Here is a 19,371-nt window from a genome sequence, read left to right as displayed (position 1 = left end):
AAGTGGAAGAGGTCAGGCTTCGATGACGCGTTCCTGGCGCAGGCGGCGCAGCGCTTCAAGCCCGTAATGCGCATACACCAGGCCCGAGTACACGGGCAGGATGATCCAGGCGGGCGGCAGCAGGTTCAACAATGAGCAGATCAGGCCGATGATCCAGAAGCCGGTATTGTGGCGTTCGAGCAGGATGCGGCGCTCGGCCGGGCTGGCATGCTCGACGATGGCATCGACGCGCAGCATGCGCGAAAACGCAAACGCCCACCAGAAGACCGACAAGATCACCGCCATGGGTGGAATCAGCCAGAATGGCAGCGTCAGCACCCAGCCGATGGCGAATATCGCGCTGACCCAGATGGCGTTCCAGACGCTGTACGCCGTGGCATTGCGCCCCTGGCGCGCCACCCCGGCGTACTCGCGCGCGCCGACGTGGCGCAGCACGAGCGGCATGACGAATACGGCGGCGATGGCCAGCCCCAGAATGCCCGATACGGGCAGCAAGATGGCCGCTGCAATGACGGGAATGAAATACAGCTTGATGGAGAATAGCCCGATGCCCACCAGCCAGGCATCGACGTTGTTGACGAACTGCCACTGCGACGCCTGCAGGTTCAGCCAATCGGTCAGCGGAGTCCAGAACAGCCACACCAGCAGCAACGCGCCGAGCAGCGCGATGACGAACGGCAGCAGCACCGCGAACAGCATATTGGGATGGCACTGCGATACCAGCGCGCGCTTGAATGCCTGGGCAACGCCGGCCGCGCCTGCCGCGGCGGCGCGGGCCGGCGTGGGCGCCGCGGGATCGGGGCGGGGAGGAATCATGTAGCAAACCTGTCGGTAGACATGCCGGGTATCATAGTCTCAAACACGCTGCGATTTGATGCCATGCCCCTGCTCGTTCCCGGACCCGACACCCCCGCGCTGCGCGCCGCCTTGGCCGACGGCGGCCCCGACACCTGGCTGGTAGCCTGCTTTTGCGCGGCCTGGTGCGATACCTGCGGCCAATACCGGCCACGGCTGGCGGCCCTGGCCGAGGCCCAGCCCCAACGGGTGTTTGCATGGATCGATATCGAAGACCACCCCGACCTGCTCGGCGACGAAGATGTCGAGAACTTTCCCACGCTGCTGGTGCAGGTGGGCGGGCGCGTGGTGTTTTATGGCCCGATGCTGCCGCACATCGGCCACCTGGAGCGGCTGCTCGACAGCCTGGCACCCGACAGCCCCACGGTGGCCACCGGCCTGCCCGACGTGCCCGCGCTGCTGGCGCAGTAGCGGCTGGGCGGGCTCAGGGCTTGCGGCTGCCGCCCAGCAGCACCGCCACCTGGCGCTTGGGCGTGCTGCTGCGGGATTCCGTTTTTGGCTCGGCCTGGTCAGCCGCGGGCGCGGCCGGCTCGTACGGCTTGTAGAAAAAATCATCCACCGGCTGCTGCGGCGCGCCGTAGGCCTGCGAAGACCCGCGCCGCTCGCGGCCGCGGCCCCGGGCATCGCGGCCGTCGCGCGTATCGCGCGTGTGGCTGCGCGCCACCAGGTCGCGGGGCACGTCGAGCGTGCCGCGCGGCACCGGCCGCTTGGTGAGCTTTTCAATGTCTTGCAGGTAACGGGTTTCGTCAGCGGTGAACAGCGCGATGGCTTCGCCCGAAGCGCCCGCGCGGCCGGTGCGGCCGATGCGGTGCACGTAGTCTTCGGCGTTGTGCGGCAGGTCGTAGTTGATGACGCAGGGCACGCCGGCCACGTCCAGGCCGCGAGCGGCCACGTCGGTAGCCACCAGCACTTCGAGCTCGCCGGCCTTGAAGGCGTCGAGCGCCTTCATGCGGTCGGCCTGGCTCTTGTCGCCGTGGATGGATTCGGCCCGCACGCCGTCGCGCTCGAGTTCGCGCGCCAGGCGCGCCGTGCCGATCTTGGTGTTCGAGAACACGATCACCTGCTTCAGCCCGCGCGACTTCACCAGGTGCACCACCGCGGCGCGCTTGGCGTCGCTGGGCATCTGGTAGGCGATCTGGCTGACCGTATCGGCCGTGGCATTGCGCGCGGCGACTTCGATTTCGACCGGCTGGTTCAGGTAGGTGCGGCCCAGCTTGCGGATTTCGTTGCTGAAAGTGGCCGAGAACAGCAGCCCCTGGCGCTGCGCCGGCAGCAGCCTGACGATGCGGTCGAGGTCGGGCAGGAAGCCCATGTCGAGCATGCGGTCGGCCTCGTCCAGCACCAGGATGCCCACCTGGCTGAGGTTGACGGTTTTTTGCTCGACGTGGTCGAGCAGGCGGCCCGGCGTGGCCACCAGGATCTCGCAGCCGCGCCGCAGCGCCTCTTTCTGGGGTCCGATATCGACCCCGCCGAACACCACGGCCGAGCGCAGCGGCGTGTGCTTGCTATAGCGCTTGACGCTCTCGTAGACCTGGTCGGCGAGTTCGCGCGTGGGCGTCAAGATGAGCGTGCGCACCGGATGCCGCGCCGGCGATGCGCTGGTATTGGCCAGTGGCATCAGGCGATGCAGGATGGGCAGCGTAAAGGCCGCCGTCTTGCCGGTGCCGGTTTGCGCCGCGCCCATGACATCGCGCCCGGCCATCACGGCAGGCAGAGCCTGCGCCTGGATGGGCGTCGGGGTGGTGTATCCGGTGTCGGCAACCGACTGGAGCAGTTGCGGGTGCAGTCCGAAGTCGGCGAAAGTCGAGGTGGGCGCGTCGGTGCTGGGAGCTTCGGGGGTAGTGGAGTCAGTCATCAGGATGGGCAGATGCCGGGGCAATGAAAAAGAACAAAACGAGTATGCTGCCAAGCCCGGATTGCTGTGGATAACTTTATTTTAGCGCAGCCGGCCCAGAGGCCTAACCGGTCAGCCAGCGCAGCGTCCAGAGCACCAGCATGCCTGCCACGATTACCAGCACCGCGCTGCGGGTGCGCAGGAACACCACAACCGCCACCGTGGCGGCCACCAGGCGGTAGTCGAAGGCCGGCCCTGCCCCGGCTTTCCAGGGCAGCAGGTCGGGCACGATGATGGCCGTGAGGGCCGCCGCCGGGGCATAGCGCAGGGCGCGGCGCACGCCATCGGGCAGCGGCACGTAGTCGCCGAACAGCATGAAGCCCGCGCGGGTCAGCACGCTGCAGAGCGCCAGCAACAAGATGGCGGAATAGACGTAGATTTCCGAGGGCCAGAAGCTCATGGGCGCGCCACCTTGTGGAAATACCGTTCGGCGGCGATGCCGGCCAGGATGCCGACGATCACCGCGGCCGCCAGGCCCAGCCGCAGGGGCAGCAACTGGCCAACCCAGGCGGTCAGCCCGGCGGCCAGCATGGACACCAACATGGGGCGGGAATTGGCCAGCGGCACCGTGATGGCCAGCAGCGCCAGCACCGCGGCGAAGTCGAGCGACCAGGCTGTGGGCACCAGCGTGCCCAGGTAGATGCCGGCAATCGACGACGACTGCCACACCACCCAGCCCGGGGCGATGGTGCCCAGGAAATACCACAACTGCTCGCGCGTGCCCCGTTCGGCGGCGTCGCCGAAGCGCGGCATGAACAGCACGAAACCCATGTCGGTCGTGAAATACCCCAGCCCCAGGCGGCGCGGCCAGGACAGGTGGCGAAAGTAGGGATGCAGGGCGGCGCCGAAAATAATGAAGCGCAGGTTGACCACGCTGCCCGCCATGAAAATGAGCCACAGGGGCGCGCCGCTGGCAATGAGCGGCAGCGAGGTCAGCTGGGCCGACCCGGCATACAGCAGCAGGGTCATGGCCAGGGCCATGGATTCGGTCAGGCCCGACTTGACCATGGCCACCCCGGTGACCAGGCCCCAGGTGGCGGTGGCGATCAGGGCCGGCATCAGGGCATGCAGGCCCTGGCGGAACGCCGCGATGCGCTCCTGGCGCACCAGGCGGGGGTCTTCGAGCAGGGCGGCGGGGTCAGCGGGCACCTGGCGCCCCCTGGCAAACGGAACTGGACGGCATGGAATTCATCAAAGAAGGCACATACACGCACGCCAGCTCGCCCGGCGCGGCGCCAAGCCGGGCGTCGCCCGCGGCCCTGGCGCTGAAACGCGGCATTGTACCCTTGCCGCTTGATACAATAGGCGCCTCTTTCAAGGGGGAATACCATGTCGATGGCGGACCGTGACGGTTTCATCTGGTACGACGGCAAGCTGGTGCCGTGGCGCGAGGCCACCACGCACGTCCTGACCCACTCCCTGCATTACGGCCTGTCGGTGTTCGAAGGCGTGCGCGCCTACAAAACCGACGCCGGAACCGCCATCTTCCGCCTGCAAGACCACACCCGGCGGCTGTGCAATTCGGCGCACATCTACCAGATTCCCATGCCGTTCGACCCTGACACGCTCAACGCCGCGCAGTGCGAGGTCGTGCGGGCCAACCAGCTCGAATCCTGCTACCTGCGCCCGCTGGTGTTCTACGGCTCGGAAAAAATGGGCGTATCGCCCAAGGGCGCCAAGGTGCACGTGGCCATCGCGGCCTGGCCCTGGGGCGCCTACCTGGGCGAAGAAGCCCTGGCGCAGGGCATCCGCGTGAAGGTGTCGTCGTACGCGCGCCAGCACGTCAACGTCACCATGCCGCGCGCCAAGGTGGCCACCACCTACGCCAACTCCATCATCGCCAACGCCGAGGCCCTGCAAGACGGCTACGACGAAGCCCTGCTGCTCGACACCGACGGCTTCGTGGCCGAGGGCGCGGGCGAAAACGTCTTCATCGTCAAAGACGGCGTGCTGTGCGAACCCGAAATCGCCTCGGCCCTGACCGGCATTACCCGGTCCACCGTGCATGCGCTGGCCGCCGATCTGGGCATTCCCGTGGTCACCAAGCGCCTGACGCGCGACGACATCTACATCGCCGACGAAGCCTTCTTCACGGGCACCGCCGCCGAAGTCACGCCTATCCGCGAAGTCGACAACCGCAAGATCGGCGCGGGCCGGCGCGGGCCGGTCACTGAAAAACTGCAAACGGCGTTCTTCGACCTGGTCAGTGGGCGCAATGCCAAGTACGCGCATTGGCTCACCCCGGTCTGATCCGCCGCTTTCTTCCACCTTACGTTTTTTCCAGGAAACCTCCATGACCGCCGCCGCTCCCGCCGCCGCGACCTCGCACGAAACCATCGAAATCGGCGCCGAAGACCTGCCCGTGTACTGCCCGGGCCCCAAGGCGCCCCTCTGGAGCATGCATCCGCGCGTGTTCCTCGACATCACCCACACCGGCTCGGCGCGCTGCGCCTACTGTGGCGCCGAATACCGCCTGAAGCCGGGCACCATCGTCCGCGGCCACTGAACGCCCCATGTTCGCCACGCCCGAAGAAGCCGAGCAAGCGTTCTACGAAGCGCTCGAGCAAGCCGACGTCGTCCGCCTGATGCAGATCTGGGCCGACGACGAGGAAATCGTCTGCATTCATCCGGGCGGGCTGCGCGCGGTCGGCCATACGGCCGTGCAGGAGTCCTGGCAACAGACGCTGGCGGCCGGGCCGCTGCATATCCGGCCGCTGCGCCCGCTGGTCATGCAAAGCATGATGTGCTCGGTGCACACGCTGGTCGAACAGGTGGCCGTGCGCGCGCGCGGCGGCGTGCAGTATGCCAACTGCTACGCCACCAACATCTATCACAAGGGGCCCACGGGATGGCGCATGGTCGTGCACCACGCGTCGCCGGCGCCCGCAGATGCCGGGGTACTCGACCTGCACGACGTGCCCGACCGGCTGCACTGACCCCGGGTGCATCGCTTGGCCACCGCCCGACTCGATACCTCGCCCTGCCCCGTTCCCGCCTGGCTGCCCGATCGCCATAGCCAGACGATCTATGCCGCCTTCGTGGCCCAGCATCATCAAATCGCGTTCGTGCGCCAGCGCGTCGACACGCCCGATACGGATTTCATCGACATTGACTGGACCGGGCCGGGGCTGTTTCCGCACAAGGGCCCGGACGGGCACCCCATCGACAACACCGCCCCCGTGGTGGCCGGCAAGACCGCCGCCGCCCGTTGGATCACCGAGGCCGACTGGCCCTCGCTACCCCAAACCCCCGACACGCCCGCCCTGCTGCTGCTGCACGGGCTGGAAGGCGGCAGCACCAGCCGCTATGCGCAGTCTATCGCCCATCATTTCCGGGCCCGCGGCTGGATCGTGGCGGTGGCGCACTTCCGCGGCTGCTCGGGCACGCCCAACCGGCTGGCGCGCGCGTATTACTCGGGAGATTCCACCGAAGTCGGCTTCATGCTCGACACCGTGCGTGCCCGCATCCCGCACGCGCGCTGGCATGCCGTGGGCGTGTCGCTGGGCGGCAACGCGCTGCTCAAGTACCTGGGCGAGCAAGGCAGCAACGTGTCGTGGCTGGCGGCGTGCGCCGGCGTGTCGGTGCCGCTTGACCTGGTGGCCGGCGGCACGACGCTGTCGCGCGGGTTCATCAACCGCCGTCTCTACAGCGCGCACTTCCTGAAAACCATGAAGCACAAGGTGCTGGAAAAGGCACGGCGCTTTCCGGGCGCCATCGACGTCATGCGTATCGCCCACGCGCGCGACCTGCGCGACTTCGACGACGCCTACACGGCTCCGATGCATGGTTTTCGCAATGCGCTCGACTACTGGACGCGCGCCTCGAGCAAACCGTGGCTGGCCAGCATCGCCGTGCCCACGCTAGTGCTGAACGCACGCAACGATCCCTTCCTTCCCGAAAGCGCCCTGCCCGTGCCGCGCGACTGCTCGGCCCACGTGCTGCTGCACCAGCCGGCCGAAGGCGGGCATGCCGGCTTTCCCACCGGCCCCTTCCCCGCCCACCTGAGCTGGCTGCCGCAGCGGCTGGGGCGTTTCTTCGAGACTGGGCGATAAGCCGTCCAAAGCGGCGCTGTTGCCAGAGGGTCTCAGGCCAGGAGCCTGACACCGAAGGTGCCTGACACCGTTGTATGCCAGGGCCGTCTCAGTCGTACGGTGTCTGGCACCTGCGGAGCCAGACACCTGGGCGGGATTACGCCCTGCAGGGATCTTCAAGGCCAGGCGCCTAACCACTCCCCCAGATCAGGTGTCTGGTCACTCCCTCAGGTGTCTGGCCACTACCTCAGGTCAGGTGTCTGGTCACGCCCTCAGATCAGGTGTCTGGCTCCGAAGGTGCCTGACACCGTTGTATGCCAGGGCCGTCTCAGTCGTACGGTGTCTGGCACCTGCGGAGCCAGACACCTGGGCGGGATTACGCCCTGTATGGACCTTCCGTGTCAGACACCTGGGGCGGGATTACGCCCTGCGGTCAGCCCTTGAAGCGTTCGAGCAGGTCGCGTTCGGCGGCCAGTTTGTCTTTCACTTCGCGTATCTGCACGTCGATCTGCGACTGTTCGTAGAAATCCTTGGACAGGCCGCGCGCCTGTTGCAGCTGCGCCTCGGCCGCCGCGTAGGCGCCGGTTAGCACGTAATAGCGCGCCATGTCGCGGCGCGCCTGCACTGGCTGCCCGTTGTGCTCTTCGCTTTGCGCCAGCATCTGGTACAGACCGGGCTCGTCGTCTCCCCATTGCTTGATGCGGTCGCGCAGGTAGGCCTGCGCGTCCGCATGCCGGCCCACCCCCTGCAGGGCCTGGGCGTAGGCAATGCCCAGGGCGCGCTGCTGCGGCCAGCGCCGGATAGCGGCCGTGGCCAGTTCCAGGGCTTTTGCGTTGTCTTTGCTGGCGGCTGCAAGGTCGATGCCAAGCCGCGCCAGTTGCGGGCCGCGGTCCGCGCCTGCCTGGTCAAGATAGCGCCGGGCCTCATCCAGGTTGTTGCGCTGGAAAGCCTGCAGCGCCAGCCCGTAGTAGGCCGCCGACTGTCGCACGCCGGTGAGCGTGCGCGCCTCGTCCTGCAATTGCTGGCCGGCCGTGCGCAGGCTGACGGCGTCGCGCCCCTGGATGACCCGCATCTTGGCGCGCACGTACCAGAAGTCGTCGCTGTCGGCGTGGCGCTCGGCCGGCAGGTTGCGGGCGCGGTTCTGAATGTCGGACATCCGCTCGATGGACAGCGGGTGGGTGCTGGCCCACGCGCCGCCGCCCATGCCTTCGTTCAGGCGCGAGGCGCTCATCAGGCGCGAAAACATGCGCACCATGCCGTTGGGATCGTAGCCGGCCTTGGTAAGCATCTGGAATCCGGCGCGGTCGGCCTCGCGCTCGGCATCGCGCGAGAAGCCCAACTGCCGGTTGATGGCGGCGGCCTGGCCGAAGGCAGCCACCCCCATGGCCAGGTTGCCGCCCGCGCCGGCCAGCGCCGCCAGCAGCGCGGCCGCCATGCTGGCCATCATGACCACGCCGCTCTGGCTCTGCTGAGTCATGCCGCGCGCGATATGGCGCTGCACGACGTGGCCGATTTCGTGCGCCAGCACCGAGGCCAGCTCGGATTCGCTGGTGGACGAGACGATCAGGCCGCTGTTGACGCCGATAAAGCCCCCCGGCATGGCAAAAGCGTTGATTTCAGGGTCCCGCACGCCGAACATCTCGACATCGGGCACCGTGCCGGGCGAATAGGTGGCCAGCTTGCGCCCCATGGTGGTCAGGTACTGGGTGAGCTCGGGATCGTTGATATAGGTGGGGTCGCGCCTGCCCTGGGCCATGATGGCCTCGCCCAGCTGGCGTTCCAGCGCGGGCGACAGATCGGCCGACGAGGCCGCGCCCATCGAGGGCAGGCCCACCGGCTGGGCGAGGGCCGGCGCGGCGGGCAGGGCCAGGGCCAGGCTCAGGGCGCCAGCCAGCCCGCGCTTCACAATGGGATACCGGAATATCGTATGCCTGCGGTTCATGGCAATATGATAGCGACCGCCGGAAAAAGTTTGACGGTCCGATCAATTTTCTACCAGAGGTTCTCATGCGCCCAATCCGCAAAGCCGTTTTTCCTGTCGCAGGAATGGGCACCCGGTTTCTGCCTGCCACCAAGGCCATGCCCAAGGAAATGCTGCCGGTGGTCGACAAGCCACTGATCCAGTACGCCGTGGAAGAAGCCGTGGCGGCCGGCATCACCGACCTGATCTTCGTCACGGGGCGCAACAAGCGCGCCATCGAAGACCACTTCGACTCGGCCCCCGAACTCGAGGCCGACCTGGAAAGCAAGGGCAAGCACGAGCTGCTGGCCATGGTGCGCGGCATTCTGCCGGCGCATGTCAATTGCCTGTATATCCGCCAGGCCGCCCCGCTGGGGCTGGGCCATGCCGTGCTGACGGCCGCCCCCGCCGTGGGCAACGAACCTTTCGCCGTGTTGCTGGCCGACGACCTGATCGACGCCGACACTCCGGTGCTGAAGCAGCTCATCGACGCGTCGTACGCCCATGACGCCAGCGTGCTGGGCGTGCAGGATGTGCCCCGCGAAGACACGCGCAAATACGGCATCGTGGCGGCGCGCCCCATTGACGACCGCACCGCCCGCATCACGCACATCGTTGAAAAGCCTGCGCCCGAGGAAGCCCCCTCGACCCTGGCTGTGGTGGGCCGCTACGTGCTCGAGCCCGAAATCTTCGACCATCTGCGGGCCACGCAGATCGGGGCGGGCAATGAAATCCAGCTGACCGACGGCATCGCCGCCCTGATGGGCGCGCGCCCGGTGTTGGCGCACCGCTACACGGGGCAACGCTACGACTGCGGCAGCAAGGCCGGGATGTTCCAGGCCACGGTAGCCCTGGGCCGCAAGTACCACGGGCTGGTGGCGTAGGCCACCCGGCCTGGCTCAGGGGCTGGCGACGGCCTGCCCCGCCTTGGCGGCCCGCTCGCGTTCGCGCGCACGGGCACGGGCCTGGCGGTCTTCGGGCCGCAGGCGGCCCTTGCCCGACAGGCGCATCAAGGTGCCCAGCGCCACCAGCAACCCGAAGACTTCCACCATGGCGGCGGGAATCCACATGGTCAGGCCGCCGATGGTCTGGTCGGTTTGCGCCGACATGGCAATGGCCCGGCCGCACAGCTCGAACAAGGGGTAGATATCAGATTCGGTGAAGGCGATGACAGCGCCCGCCACCATCTGCGGCGCCATGGTCAGGATGGGCGACAGCACCCGGCCGCCCGGGCTCATGGCCGCCGGCGGGCTGGGCCGCCGGTCGAGGATCAGGTTCCAGTACATGAAGCCGCTGATCACCACCGACCAGTTCATCAGCCGGTACAGACGCCAGTCGAGCATGGAATAGAACTGCACCGAGGGAATCAGCCAGACCAGCACCAGGAACACGAACAGCGCCGGCACCAGGTATTTGTTGGTGAGCACGCCCACCAGCGCGCGGCCGCCCGCGCTGCGCAGGAAGTCGCGCAACCGCGCCCGCCATGCCATGGGCAGGCCGGCGCGCATGACCGAGCCCGGGAAGGCGCCCATGACCAGCAGCGGCCCCAGGTGGTGCAACACCAGGTGCTGGATGCGGTGGATGAAGAACATGCGCTCGGCGTAGTAGTCGAGCCGGGTGTGCAGCGACAGGTACAGCAGCACCATGCCGGTCCAGAAGAGGACCTGGCGCGCAGCGCCTACCCGGTGCACGCGCTGGCCGCGCACGAACAGCACGATGGCCGCCACGAAGGCAGCCACCAGGGTCGGGGAAAACTCCCACGGGACGAGCCAGCCGAGCCGATCCATGCCGAAAATCCGAAAATCCTGACGAAACACGGGCTGCAGCCCGCCATGGCATTGTAGTAGAGCCGCGCCTCCGGGGCGCGGCGACTGGGTCAGGCGCGGGCCGAAGTGCCGAAATGCACGTGGCGCACCGCCGGATTGGCACGCAGGCGGCGTGCCTGCGACATGAGCTCGGGCCGCAGTTCAGGCGGACAGTTGACGGTGATGCAGGCGGACGCGAAATCGGCATCGCGGCGCGAATCGATCTGGAACTGCGCCACATCGAGGCCCGCGGCGCCGAAATCGAGGCAAATCTGCTTGCGGACGGCGCCCAGGGCATCGCGCGGACACTCGATGGTGAGGCGCGACGTGCCCGGACGGCGGTTGAGCGCGCCGCGATCCACACCGGCGCGGCGCATGAACAGGTCGAATAAACGCATGGCAACCTCCCTGAAGCAGAGGAGCGCAGCTGCGAATGCGCGCGCCCTCGCGGCAACTGGCGGCGCGCGAAAGGCGCGCGTCGGCACAGGCTGCGACGGCACAGCGGCGGTTCTGGCGGTTTGGTGGGGCAATGGCGGCAAAGAACTTGCCGCCGCATACCGCACCCTGCGCTGGCAGGATGCGGCAGATGAAGTTTCTGCGTGGATCCTGTCAGGCAGCGACGTCGATGCAAGATCGACTACTGTCGCCGGAATCGGTATTCACAGAGCAACTCCGTATGATGTAAACATATTGATTTTACGCGTTTTTTGGCCTGATAACAAGGGTTTTCCCGGTTTCACGCCGATGCAACGCCACCATGCAATGGCGTGCGACGCGGGCCCGCTGCCGCCCCCGCGCGCGCGGCGTCAGCGCGCGAAGTGCCACCCCAGGTACAGGGCGAACAACCCGTAGAACCCGCCCACTGTCGACAGCACCGGCACGCTCATGCCGGCACGGCGAAAGCGCAGCCACAGCAGCAGGATCGACAGCAGCGTGAAGAGGCCGGCCGCCACCAGCGGGCCGTCGAGCAGCCACGGGGTCATGAAGATACCCAGCGCGCTAGGTATCGTGGCCTGGATCATCATGGCGCCGGAAATATTGGCCAGGGCCAGCCGCTCTTTGCCCTGGCGCACCCAGATCAGGGCGTTCATGATCTCGGGCAGTTCGGTGGCCACCGGCGCCAGCAGCAGCGCCGCAATGTGGGGCGAAGCGCCCATGGCGATGCCCAGCAGTTCGATCTGGCGCACGAAAATATGCGAAGCGCCGGCAATCACCGCCAGCGCCAGCAGCGTCTGGATACACGCCCAGGCCATCGACGGATCATCGTCGCGCGGACGCAGCTTCAGGGGTTCGAGATCGTCGCAGTCCAGGCATTCTTCATCGCTGGACAACTCGCGCTTGACGTACAGCCCGTACACGCCCAGGAACAACAGGCCCAGCCAGGGCTTCCAGGCGAACGCCAGCAACCCCAGGCCGACCTTGGCCACGAACACGCCCATGAACCAGGCCTGGTCGCGCGCCAGCCGTTTCTGGTCGGCATTGATGCGGGCGGCGCTTCGCCCGCCCCGCCACAGCGCCAGCCCCACCACCGCGTAGGCCAGGGTGGCCAGCACCAGGGGCCCGCCCATGGCCGCGCCCACGCCGATGTCTTTTTGTTCGGGCGTGGCGCCGAACACCACCGCCATGAAAGTCACCGCGCTTTCGGGCAGTGCCGTGCCGAACGCGGCCAATACCGTGCCCACGGCGGTGGCGCCCAGCTTCAGGCGATGGCCGACCCATTCGATGCCATTGACGAAATACTCGCAGGCAAAGTAGATGACCAGCGCCGACAGGAAAAACAGGAACAGGGTGAGCAGCATGACAAATAGCCGGACGAGCAGACACCAATGGCGCGACGACGCGGCTCGCCCGGCTGGCGTGAACGCTTCGCGGCCAAAGGTCTCGCCTGGCTGGCCCGGGGCGGCAGGCAAGGCCGCCGCGCGGGAACCGTCAGCGCCATGGGGTACGGAAACCACCAAGTCTGTTGACGCTGACTCCTTTGGGGATTCAAAGGATGGCTACTCCCCAATGACAGTGGCCCGGATTGTAGCAGGCGCAACGACGCGCCGCCACGCCGCCGGCAAGGTAAAGTAAGCCTGTCCCCGCCCCGGAAAGCCCTTTGCCATGAGCCTGCCCGCCACCGATATCGCCCCCTTCGCCGACCGGCGCCGCCGCGTGTTCGACCACCTGCGCGCCGCCGGCGGCGGCATCGCCGTGCTGGCCACCGCGCCGCACGCGGTGCGCAACCGCGACACCGAATACCCCTACCGGCACGACAGCGATTTTTACTACCTGACCGGCTTTACCGAGCCGGACGCCTGGCTGGTGCTGGTGGCGGGCGCCGTCGACCGCGCCATCCTGTTCTGCCGCGCCCGGCATCCCGAGCAGGAAATCTGGGAAGGCTACCGTTGCGGGCCCGAAGCGGCGATAGAACGCTATGGCATGGACGACGCCCACGCCATCGAGGAACTCGACGAGCTGATGCCCGCGCTGCTGCTCGACCAGCCGGCGCTGTACCGCTCTTTCGCGGCGGCCGGACCGGTGGAACGCAAGCTGCGCCGCTGGCAGGCCGAAGCCGAGCAGCAAGGCCGCGGCCGGCGCCAGCCGCCGGCGCGCGTGCACGACCTGCGGCCGTTGCTGGCCAGCATGCGGCTGGTGAAAGACGCCAGCGAGATCGCCGCCATGCGCCAGGCCGCGCGCATTTCCGCCGGCGCTCATGCGCGCGCCATGCGGGCCGCGCGCGCGGGGCTGCACGAATATGAACTGGAAGCAGAGCTGCTGTACGAATTCCGCCGCCATGGCGCGCAGGCTCCTGCCTACCCCAGCATCGTCGCCGCCGGCGCCAATGCCTGCGTGTTGCACTACGCCGCCGGCGACACCATGCTGCGCGACGGCGAGCTGGTGCTCATCGACGCAGGCTGCGAAGTCGACAGCTACGCGTCCGACATCACCCGCACGTTTCCGGTCAACGGCCACTTCAGCGGGCCACAACGCGCGCTGTACGACCTGACGGCGGCCGCCCAGGCCGCCGCCGTCGCGGCTACCGCGCCGGGCCGCAGCTGGAACGACGCCCACGAGGCCGCGGTGCGGGTACTGGCGCAAGGCATGCTCGACGAAGGCCTGCTGCAAGGATCGCTGGACGGGGTGATCGAATCGGGCGCCTATACGCGCTACTACATGCATCGCACCGGGCACTGGCTGGGGCTCGACGTGCACGATGCCGGCGACTACCGCAGCGGCCCGGCCGCCCCGGCGGACCGCCCGTGGCGCAACCTGGAGCCGGGCATGGTGCTGACCATCGAACCGGGCATTTATGTGCGCGCCGCCGACGACGTGCCGCGCCAGTTCCACGACATAGGCATCCGCATCGAAGACGATGCGCTGATCACCCACGAGGGCTGCGAGCTCATCACCCGCGGCGTGCCGGTGGATGCGCGCGAAATCGAGGCCCTGATGCGCGAATGAACCGTGGTGGTTCGTGCGTCGCCGCGGACGGGCCGGGATGAAGGCTCGGGATAAAGAACCCTCAGAATACGTAGCCGTCCAGCCAGCCCATGGCCGTCCAGGTGTACACCACCACCATGGCAATGGCGAACATGCCCACGATGGCCCCCACCAGCGTGCCCATCAGGGCCACCAGCACCGGCCCCCAGCCGGTATGCGTGACGCGCCCGTGCGCGGGGTTGTACAGGCGGTCGAATTTTTCGTCCGGCATCAGGCTGAACACCACGCCCTCGATGAATCCGTCGATCATGGGCACGAACGCCAGGAAGAAGGCCGGGTTGTCGTACCACACGGGAAACTGCGATGCGGCAACCAGGCAGGCAACCGCGGCCAGCGTCACCAGCCAGGCATGGCGGCGGCGCAAGTACCACCAATGCGCCCCCAGCCAGCCCAGCAGGCAGGCAAGCAGGCCCAGCACGAGCTTGCTGCGCGGGCGGGTAGCGGATTCGGACAGGGACGGCGAGGCTGGCTGCATGAGAAAACAGGAAAAGTAGGCACGCCCCCGGGCGGCGCTGGCGTGCGGGACACCCGGTTTCGAATGTCCGCGATTGTAGTGGACGGTAGAATTCCGGCATGACTCAGTCTGTCTACGACATTGCCATCCTGGGCGCCGGCCCGGTTGGCCACGTGCTGGCGCTGCTGCTGGCCCGCCTGGCCGCGCGGCCGCAGCGTATTGCCCTGCTGGCCGGGGCGGCGCCCGAGTCGGGCGGCGCCGTTCCGTCGGCCGACCCGCGCGTGCTGGCGCTGAACCACGGCAGCCGCGTGCTGCTCGAATCGCTGCAGGCCTGGCCCGGACGCGCGGCCGACATCCGCACCGTGCATGTGTCGCAGCGCGGCCGGCTGGGCAGCACCCTGATCCAGTGCGGCGACTTCCAGGTGCCACGGCTGGGCAGCACGGTGTCGTATGCCGACTTGCACGCCGCGCTGCACGAGCGCGTCCAGGCCAGCGGCGTGACCGTGCTGCACGGGCGTCGGGCCCAGGTGCAGGGCCAGGACGGCCAGGGCGTCATCGTGCGCCAGGGCGAGGCCGAAGTGCGCTGCGGCGTGGCCGTGCAATCCGACGGCAGCGGCGCCAACGATCTGCGCCGCGAGTACGGGCAGCATGCCGTCATCACCAGCGCCCAGGCCACCCTGCCCCGGCCGGGCTGGGCCTGGGAACGCTTCACCAACCAGGGTCCGCTGGCGCTGCTGCCGCATCCGCACCCGGCGCAAGGGTATTCCGTGGTGTGGTGCAGTGCGCCGGCGCGCGCCGCCGAGCTGGCGCAACTGGACAATGCCGCTTTTTCCGCGGCGCTGAGCGAGGCGTTCGGCACCCGCCTGGGCCGCCTGTCCAGCCAGGCGCCGCGACACATCTTCCCGCTGGCGCTCAACGCCCGGCGCACGCTTACCCAGGGCCGCGTGGCGGCCATCGGCAATGCCGCGCAAACCCTGCACCCGGTGGCCGGCCAGGGCTTGAACCTGGGGCTGCGCGACGCGGCGCGCCTGGCCCAGGGCCTGGCCGACTGGCTGACCAGCCCGGCCGCCGACCCGGCCGCCGCGCTGGCGGCATTTGCCCAGGCGCGCCGCGCCGACCGCTGGATTACCGCCGGCCTTACCGACCTGATGCCGCGCGCGTTCGCCACCGGCCTGGCGCCGGTCGAGCATGCCTGCGGGCTGGGCCTGCTGGCTCTCGACCTGGCCGCGCCCCTGCGCGCGCCGCTGGCGCGCCACCTGCTGCAAGGGTTGCGCAACTAGGCGCGCACACCGGCCACGAATAGGGGCCACATGAAGGCGGGTAAAATCCGCCCCATGCGCATCGGCCCCTGGACCCTTCCCAACAACGTGCTGGTCGCTCCCATGGCGGGAGTGACCGACCGGCCTTTCCGCCAGTTGTGCAAGCGGCTGGGGGCCGGCCACGCCGTGTCCGAGATGGCCGCCAGCAACCCGCGCCTGTGGGACAGCGTCAAGACCTCGCGCCGCCTGAACCACGATGGAGAAATCGCCCCGGTGGCGGTGCAGATCGCGGGAGCCGACCCGGCCATGATGGCCGAGGCAGCCGCCTTCAATGCGGCCCGCGGCGCGCGCATCATCGACATCAACATGGGCTGCCCAGTCAAGAAGGTGTGCAACCTGGCCTCGGGTTCGGCGCTGCTGCGCGACGAAGACCTGGTCGCCCGCATTCTCGACGCCGTGGTGGCCGCGTGCGCCCCGCTGGGCGTGCCCGTTACCCTGAAGACCCGCACCGGCTGGGACCGCGAGCACCGCAACGCGCTGCGCGTGGCGCGCCGCGCGCAAGAGGCCGGCATCGCCGCGCTGGCACTGCATGGCCGCACCCGCGCCGACCTTTACACCGGCACGGCCGAATACGACACCATCCGGGCAGTGAAAGCCGAGCTATCCATCCCGGTCATTGCCAACGGCGACATCGACAGCCCCCAGAAGGCGCGCCGCGTCCTGGATTACACTGGCGCCGACGCGGTCATGATCGGCCGGGCGGCCCAGGGCCGCCCCTGGATATTCCGCGAAATCGACCACTACCTGCGCACGGGCGATACGCTGGCGCCCCCTTCCCTTGAAGAAATGCGCGACCTGCTGCTCGAGCACCTGGACGACCATTACCGCTTTTACGGCGAGCACACCGGCGTGCGCTCGGCGCGCAAGCACATCGGCTGGTACATCGACGGCCTGCCGGGCGCGGACGCGTTCCGCGACCGCATGAACCTCATCGACAGCACCCGCGACCAGTGGCGGGCCGTGTCCGAATGGTTCGATGAACTCATGCGCGGCGGCCCGGCATCTACGGCCACCGTCGCGCAACCCCTGCTGGCGGCGTGATCCGCCACCCACCTCCAACTATAAAATCTGTACACATGAGCAAGAAAGATGTCCTGGAAGACTGCGTGCGCGCCAGCCTGGAGCGCTATTTCGAAGACCTGGGCGAGTCCGAGCCACACGACATGTGGGACATGGTGATGCGTTGCGTCGAACGCCCGGTGCTCGAAGTCGCCCTGCAACGCTCGGGCGGCAACCAGTCGCGCGCATCTGAAATGCTGGGCATCACACGCAACACTCTGCGCAAGAAGCTCCAGGCGCACAATATCCAGCCCTGAGCGCTCCGCGCCCCGACCGCTTTCCTACCTCTCAGCCGTCCCAACATGAAAATCGAAACTGCCCTGCTCTCGGTGTCCGACAAGACCGGCATCGTCGAATTCGCCCGCGCGCTGGCCGCGCGGGGCGTGCGCCTGCTGTCCACTGGCGGCACTGCCCGCCTGCTGGCCGACGCCGGCCTGGACGTGACCGAAGTCGCCGCCCATACCGGCTCGCCCGAGATCCTCGACGGCCGCGTCAAGACGCTGCACCCCAAGATCCACGGCGGCCTGCTGGCGCGCCGCGACAGCGCCGAACACATGGACACCATCGCGCAGCACGGCATCGACCGCATCGACATGCTGGTGGTGAACCTGTACCCCTTCCGCGAGACCATCGCGCGCCCGGGCTGCACGTTCGCGGACGCGGTCGAGAACATCGACATCGGCGGCCCGGCGATGCTGCGCGCGGCGGCCAAGAACCACGGCACCGACGCCGGCGGCGTGACGGTGGTGATCGACCCCGCCGACTATTCCCGCGTGCTGGCCGAAATGGACCAGGGCGGCGCCACCTCGTACGCGCTGCGCCTGGCGCTGGCCACCAAGGCCTATGCCCACACGGCCGCCTACGACGGCGCCATCGCCAGCTACCTGACCAGCCTGGCCGAGCCGGCCCCCGCGCAAGACGCCGCGCCCGCGCGCCACGACTGGCCGGGCACCCTGACGCTGCAGGTGCACCAGGCCCAGGCCCTGCGCTACGGCGAAAACCCGCACCAGCGGGCCGCCTTCTATATCGACGCGCAACGTCCCGCCGGCCTGCTGGGCAATTACCGCCAGCTGCAGGGCAAGGAACTGTCGTACAACAACATCGCCGACGCCGACGCCGCCTGGGAATGCGTGCGCAGCTTCGACACGCCGGCGTGCGTCATCGTCAAGCACGCCAATCCGTGCGGGGTGGCCGTGGCGCAAGATCCGCTGCACGCCTACCAGCAAGCCTTCAAGACCGATCCCACCTCGGCCTTCGGCGGCATCATCGCCTTCAACCGTCCGGTCGACGCGGCCACCGCCGAAGCCGTCAGCGGCCAGTTCCTGGAAGTGCTGCTGGCGCCGGGCTACGACGGCGCCGCGCTGGCCGTGCTGGCGGCAAAGAAAAACGTGCGCGTGCTGGAAATCCCGGCCGGCACGGGCCACAACGACTTCGACATCAAGCGCGTGGGCGGCGGCTGGCTGGTGCAGACGCCGGACTCGTACAACGTGCCGCGCGACGCGCTCAAGGTCGTGACCAAGCGCCAGCCTACCGACCAGGAAATGAACGACCTGAGCTTTGCCTGGAAAGTCGCCAAGTACGTCAAGTCCAACGCCATTGTGTTCGCCGGCGGCGGCATGACGCTGGGCGTGGGCGCGGGCCAGATGAGCCGCGTCGACTCGGCCCGCATCGCGTCCATCAAGGCCGAGAACGCCGGCCTGACGCTGCAAGGCTCGGCCGTGGCGTCGGATGCGTTCTTCCCGTTCCGCGACGGCCTGGATGTGGTCGTGGCGGCCGGCGCTACCTGCGTGATCCAGCCTGGCGGCAGCGTGCGCGATGACGAAGTCATCGCCGCGGCCGACGAGCATGGCATCGCCATGGTGCTGACCGGCACCCGCCACTTCCGTCACTGATGCGCGTCCTCGGCATCGATCCCGGCCTGCGCCGCACCGGCTTCGGCGTGATCGATGCCGAAGGCATGCGGCTGCGCTATGTGGCCAGCGGCACGATCGTGGTGCCGCCGGCGCTGGCGCTGCCGGAACGCCTGAAAGTCATTCTGGACAACCTGCGCCAGGTCGCGCGCGATACCCGTCCCGACGTGGCCGCGCTGGAAATCGTCTTCCTCAACACCAATCCCGCCTCCACCCTGTTGCTGGGCCAGGCGCGCGGCGCGGCGCTGTGCGCGCTGGCCGACAGCCAGCTGGCGGTGCACGAATACACCGCGCTGCAGATCAAGAAGGCCGTGGTGGGCACCGGCCGCGCGGCCAAAGAACAGGTGCAGATGATGGTGCAGCGCCTGCTGTCGCTGGACGGCACGCCGGCGCCCGACTCGGCCGACGCGCTGGCCTGCGCCATCTGCCACGCGCATGTCGGGCCGCTGCAGGCCCGGCTGGGCGGCCTGTCGGCCGCCACCGGCCTGGGCGGCGGCACGCGCGTGCGCGGCGGCCGCCTGGTGGGCTGACCGCCCCGGCGCCGCAACGTTTAGAATGCCGGCAGGCGCGCGCGGCGCGCTCCACATCCACTTGTCGCCAC

General features: G+C 68.3%; 22 protein-coding genes and 1 riboswitch. Of the genes, 13 read left to right on the top strand and 9 right to left on the bottom strand.

Annotated elements, in window-relative coordinates; genetic code table 11:
- Nucleotides 1–12: 12 nt before the first annotated feature.
- Nucleotides 13–816 carry an EI24 domain-containing protein gene (locus BPET_RS04670; protein WP_012247938.1) on the bottom strand — a complete coding sequence of 268 codons (804 nt, stop codon included), beginning with the start codon at nucleotides 814–816 and terminating at the stop codon, nucleotides 13–15.
- A gap of 63 nt (nucleotides 817–879) precedes the next feature.
- Between BPET_RS04670 and BPET_RS04665 the strand changes: the two genes are divergently transcribed.
- A complete protein-coding gene (locus BPET_RS04665) occupies nucleotides 880–1,266 on the top strand; it encodes a thioredoxin family protein (RefSeq protein ID WP_012247937.1) in 387 nt (128 codons plus the stop codon).
- Between the two features lie 13 nt (nucleotides 1,267–1,279).
- On the opposite strand, the gene BPET_RS04660 is transcribed toward BPET_RS04665, so the two are convergent.
- From BPET_RS04660 to BPET_RS04650, 3 genes are all read right to left on the bottom strand, one after another.
- Entirely contained in the window at nucleotides 1,280–2,710 is a 1,431-nt protein-coding gene (locus BPET_RS04660; protein ID WP_012247936.1) for a DEAD/DEAH box helicase, read from the bottom strand.
- A 103-nt stretch (nucleotides 2,711–2,813) separates the two neighbouring features.
- On the bottom strand, nucleotides 2,814–3,149 hold the full coding sequence (locus BPET_RS04655; protein ID WP_012247935.1) for an AzlD domain-containing protein: 336 nt from the start codon (nucleotides 3,147–3,149) through the stop codon (nucleotides 2,814–2,816).
- A complete protein-coding gene (locus BPET_RS04650; protein WP_012247934.1) occupies nucleotides 3,146–3,898 on the bottom strand; it encodes an AzlC family ABC transporter permease in 753 nt (250 codons plus the stop codon). Before BPET_RS04650 ends, BPET_RS04655 begins: the two co-directional genes overlap by 4 nt.
- A gap of 32 nt (nucleotides 3,899–3,930) precedes the next feature.
- Here BPET_RS04650 and BPET_RS26880 point away from each other — a divergent pair, with 32 nt between their 5' ends.
- The 5 genes from BPET_RS26880 to BPET_RS04630 are packed head-to-tail and all read left to right on the top strand — an operon-like array spanning nucleotide 3,931 to nucleotide 6,801.
- A complete protein-coding gene (locus BPET_RS26880) occupies nucleotides 3,931–4,098 on the top strand; it encodes a hypothetical protein (protein ID WP_158310069.1) in 168 nt (55 codons plus the stop codon).
- The gene (locus BPET_RS04645) at nucleotides 4,079–4,999 is read left to right on the top strand and encodes a branched-chain amino acid transaminase (protein ID WP_012247933.1); all 921 of its coding nucleotides are present in this window, start codon (nucleotides 4,079–4,081) and stop codon (nucleotides 4,997–4,999) included. Before BPET_RS26880 ends, BPET_RS04645 begins: the two co-directional genes overlap by 20 nt.
- Before the next feature lie 43 nt (nucleotides 5,000–5,042).
- Nucleotides 5,043–5,255: a zinc-finger domain-containing protein gene (locus BPET_RS04640; protein WP_012247932.1), complete on the top strand. Its 213-nt coding sequence runs from the start codon at nucleotides 5,043–5,045 to the stop codon at nucleotides 5,253–5,255.
- A 7-nt stretch (nucleotides 5,256–5,262) separates the two neighbouring features.
- The gene (locus BPET_RS04635) at nucleotides 5,263–5,685 is read left to right on the top strand and encodes a YybH family protein (RefSeq protein ID WP_012247931.1); all 423 of its coding nucleotides are present in this window, start codon (nucleotides 5,263–5,265) and stop codon (nucleotides 5,683–5,685) included.
- A gap of 15 nt (nucleotides 5,686–5,700) precedes the next feature.
- The gene (locus tag BPET_RS04630; protein WP_041863524.1) at nucleotides 5,701–6,801 is read left to right on the top strand and encodes a YheT family hydrolase; all 1,101 of its coding nucleotides are present in this window, start codon (nucleotides 5,701–5,703) and stop codon (nucleotides 6,799–6,801) included.
- Between the two features lie 412 nt (nucleotides 6,802–7,213).
- Here the strand turns inward: BPET_RS04630 and BPET_RS04625 are convergent, their stop codons facing one another.
- Complete coding sequence (locus BPET_RS04625; RefSeq protein WP_012247929.1) at nucleotides 7,214–8,722, bottom strand: M48 family metalloprotease; 1,509 nt, start codon at nucleotides 8,720–8,722, stop codon at nucleotides 7,214–7,216.
- 65 nt (nucleotides 8,723–8,787) lie between these two features.
- Between BPET_RS04625 and galU the strand changes: the two genes are divergently transcribed.
- Nucleotides 8,788–9,624: a UTP--glucose-1-phosphate uridylyltransferase GalU gene (gene galU, locus BPET_RS04620; protein ID WP_012247928.1), complete on the top strand. Its 837-nt coding sequence runs from the start codon at nucleotides 8,788–8,790 to the stop codon at nucleotides 9,622–9,624.
- 15 nt (nucleotides 9,625–9,639) lie between these two features.
- Here the strand turns inward: galU and BPET_RS04615 are convergent, their stop codons facing one another.
- The 3 genes from BPET_RS04615 to BPET_RS04605 all read right to left on the bottom strand — a co-directional run bounded on the left by BPET_RS04615 (nucleotide 9,640) and on the right by BPET_RS04605 (nucleotide 12,344).
- Nucleotides 9,640–10,536: a cytochrome c oxidase assembly protein gene (locus BPET_RS04615; protein WP_085970244.1), complete on the bottom strand. Its 897-nt coding sequence runs from the start codon at nucleotides 10,534–10,536 to the stop codon at nucleotides 9,640–9,642.
- An 80-nt stretch (nucleotides 10,537–10,616) separates the two neighbouring features.
- Nucleotides 10,617–10,943, bottom strand: coding sequence for a hypothetical protein (locus tag BPET_RS04610; protein ID WP_012247925.1), 327 nt, complete (start codon nucleotides 10,941–10,943; stop codon nucleotides 10,617–10,619).
- A gap of 408 nt (nucleotides 10,944–11,351) precedes the next feature.
- Entirely contained in the window at nucleotides 11,352–12,344 is a 993-nt protein-coding gene (locus BPET_RS04605) for a sodium:calcium antiporter (protein WP_012247924.1), read from the bottom strand.
- 78 nt (nucleotides 12,345–12,422) lie between these two features.
- Nucleotides 12,423–12,563, bottom strand: a riboswitch (yybP-ykoY riboswitch).
- Nucleotides 12,564–12,648: 85 nt separating this feature from the next.
- On the opposite strand from BPET_RS04605, the gene BPET_RS04600 reads away from it, so the two are divergent.
- On the top strand, nucleotides 12,649–13,989 hold the full coding sequence (locus tag BPET_RS04600) for an aminopeptidase P N-terminal domain-containing protein (RefSeq protein ID WP_012247923.1): 1,341 nt from the start codon (nucleotides 12,649–12,651) through the stop codon (nucleotides 13,987–13,989).
- A 61-nt stretch (nucleotides 13,990–14,050) separates the two neighbouring features.
- On the opposite strand, the gene BPET_RS04595 is transcribed toward BPET_RS04600, so the two are convergent.
- The gene (locus BPET_RS04595; protein ID WP_012247922.1) at nucleotides 14,051–14,503 is read right to left on the bottom strand and encodes an NINE protein; all 453 of its coding nucleotides are present in this window, start codon (nucleotides 14,501–14,503) and stop codon (nucleotides 14,051–14,053) included.
- 98 nt (nucleotides 14,504–14,601) lie between these two features.
- Between BPET_RS04595 and BPET_RS04590 the strand changes: the two genes are divergently transcribed.
- From BPET_RS04590 to ruvC, 5 genes are read left to right on the top strand one after another with little or no spacing between them, the layout of a single operon-like run.
- The gene (locus BPET_RS04590) at nucleotides 14,602–15,762 is read left to right on the top strand and encodes a UbiH/UbiF/VisC/COQ6 family ubiquinone biosynthesis hydroxylase (protein WP_012247921.1); all 1,161 of its coding nucleotides are present in this window, start codon (nucleotides 14,602–14,604) and stop codon (nucleotides 15,760–15,762) included.
- Nucleotides 15,763–15,816: 54 nt separating this feature from the next.
- Nucleotides 15,817–16,842 carry a tRNA dihydrouridine synthase DusB gene (gene dusB, locus BPET_RS04585; protein ID WP_041863520.1) on the top strand — a complete coding sequence of 342 codons (1,026 nt, stop codon included), beginning with the start codon at nucleotides 15,817–15,819 and terminating at the stop codon, nucleotides 16,840–16,842.
- 35 nt (nucleotides 16,843–16,877) lie between these two features.
- The gene (locus tag BPET_RS04580; protein ID WP_012247919.1) at nucleotides 16,878–17,117 is read left to right on the top strand and encodes a helix-turn-helix domain-containing protein; all 240 of its coding nucleotides are present in this window, start codon (nucleotides 16,878–16,880) and stop codon (nucleotides 17,115–17,117) included.
- Nucleotides 17,118–17,162: 45 nt separating this feature from the next.
- The gene (gene purH, locus BPET_RS04575) at nucleotides 17,163–18,752 is read left to right on the top strand and encodes a bifunctional phosphoribosylaminoimidazolecarboxamide formyltransferase/IMP cyclohydrolase (protein WP_012247918.1); all 1,590 of its coding nucleotides are present in this window, start codon (nucleotides 17,163–17,165) and stop codon (nucleotides 18,750–18,752) included.
- A complete protein-coding gene (gene ruvC, locus BPET_RS04570; protein ID WP_012247917.1) occupies nucleotides 18,752–19,300 on the top strand; it encodes a crossover junction endodeoxyribonuclease RuvC in 549 nt (182 codons plus the stop codon). The genes purH and ruvC overlap by 1 nt, the downstream gene beginning before the upstream one ends.
- The last annotated feature ends 71 nt before the right edge of the window (nucleotides 19,301–19,371 follow it).

It is taken from the genome of Bordetella petrii (assembly GCF_000067205.1).
GTDB classification, from domain to species: Bacteria; Pseudomonadota; Gammaproteobacteria; order Burkholderiales; family Burkholderiaceae_B; genus Bordetella_A; species Bordetella_A petrii.
The sequence above is the reverse complement of the archived record's forward strand: the minus strand, read 5'-3'. Positions and strand labels throughout refer to the sequence as shown.

Bases quoted from the DNA above. Each gene is read 5' to 3' on its own strand.
- BPET_RS04670 (WP_012247938.1), bottom strand. From the start codon at position 816: ATGATTCCTCCCCGCCCCGATCCCGCGGCGCCCACGCCGGCCCGCGCC.
- BPET_RS04665 (WP_012247937.1), top strand. From the start codon at position 880: ATGCCCCTGCTCGTTCCCGGACCCGACACCCCCGCGCTGCGCGCCGCC.
- BPET_RS04660 (WP_012247936.1), bottom strand. From the start codon at position 2,710: ATGACTGACTCCACTACCCCCGAAGCTCCCAGCACCGACGCGCCCACC.
- BPET_RS04655 (WP_012247935.1), bottom strand. From the start codon at position 3,149: ATGAGCTTCTGGCCCTCGGAAATCTACGTCTATTCCGCCATCTTGTTG.
- BPET_RS26880 (WP_158310069.1), top strand. From the start codon at position 3,931: ATGGAATTCATCAAAGAAGGCACATACACGCACGCCAGCTCGCCCGGC.
- BPET_RS04645 (WP_012247933.1), top strand. From the start codon at position 4,079: ATGTCGATGGCGGACCGTGACGGTTTCATCTGGTACGACGGCAAGCTG.
- BPET_RS04640 (WP_012247932.1), top strand. From the start codon at position 5,043: ATGACCGCCGCCGCTCCCGCCGCCGCGACCTCGCACGAAACCATCGAA.
- BPET_RS04635 (WP_012247931.1), top strand. From the start codon at position 5,263: ATGTTCGCCACGCCCGAAGAAGCCGAGCAAGCGTTCTACGAAGCGCTC.
- BPET_RS04625 (WP_012247929.1), bottom strand. From the start codon at position 8,722: ATGAACCGCAGGCATACGATATTCCGGTATCCCATTGTGAAGCGCGGG.
- galU (WP_012247928.1), top strand. From the start codon at position 8,788: ATGCGCCCAATCCGCAAAGCCGTTTTTCCTGTCGCAGGAATGGGCACC.
- BPET_RS04610 (WP_012247925.1), bottom strand. From the start codon at position 10,943: ATGCGTTTATTCGACCTGTTCATGCGCCGCGCCGGTGTGGATCGCGGC.
- BPET_RS04605 (WP_012247924.1), bottom strand. From the start codon at position 12,344: ATGCTGCTCACCCTGTTCCTGTTTTTCCTGTCGGCGCTGGTCATCTAC.
- BPET_RS04600 (WP_012247923.1), top strand. From the start codon at position 12,649: ATGAGCCTGCCCGCCACCGATATCGCCCCCTTCGCCGACCGGCGCCGC.
- BPET_RS04595 (WP_012247922.1), bottom strand. From the start codon at position 14,503: ATGCAGCCAGCCTCGCCGTCCCTGTCCGAATCCGCTACCCGCCCGCGC.
- BPET_RS04590 (WP_012247921.1), top strand. From the start codon at position 14,602: ATGACTCAGTCTGTCTACGACATTGCCATCCTGGGCGCCGGCCCGGTT.
- dusB (WP_041863520.1), top strand. From the start codon at position 15,817: ATGCGCATCGGCCCCTGGACCCTTCCCAACAACGTGCTGGTCGCTCCC.
- BPET_RS04580 (WP_012247919.1), top strand. From the start codon at position 16,878: ATGAGCAAGAAAGATGTCCTGGAAGACTGCGTGCGCGCCAGCCTGGAG.
- purH (WP_012247918.1), top strand. From the start codon at position 17,163: ATGAAAATCGAAACTGCCCTGCTCTCGGTGTCCGACAAGACCGGCATC.
- ruvC (WP_012247917.1), top strand. From the start codon at position 18,752: ATGCGCGTCCTCGGCATCGATCCCGGCCTGCGCCGCACCGGCTTCGGC.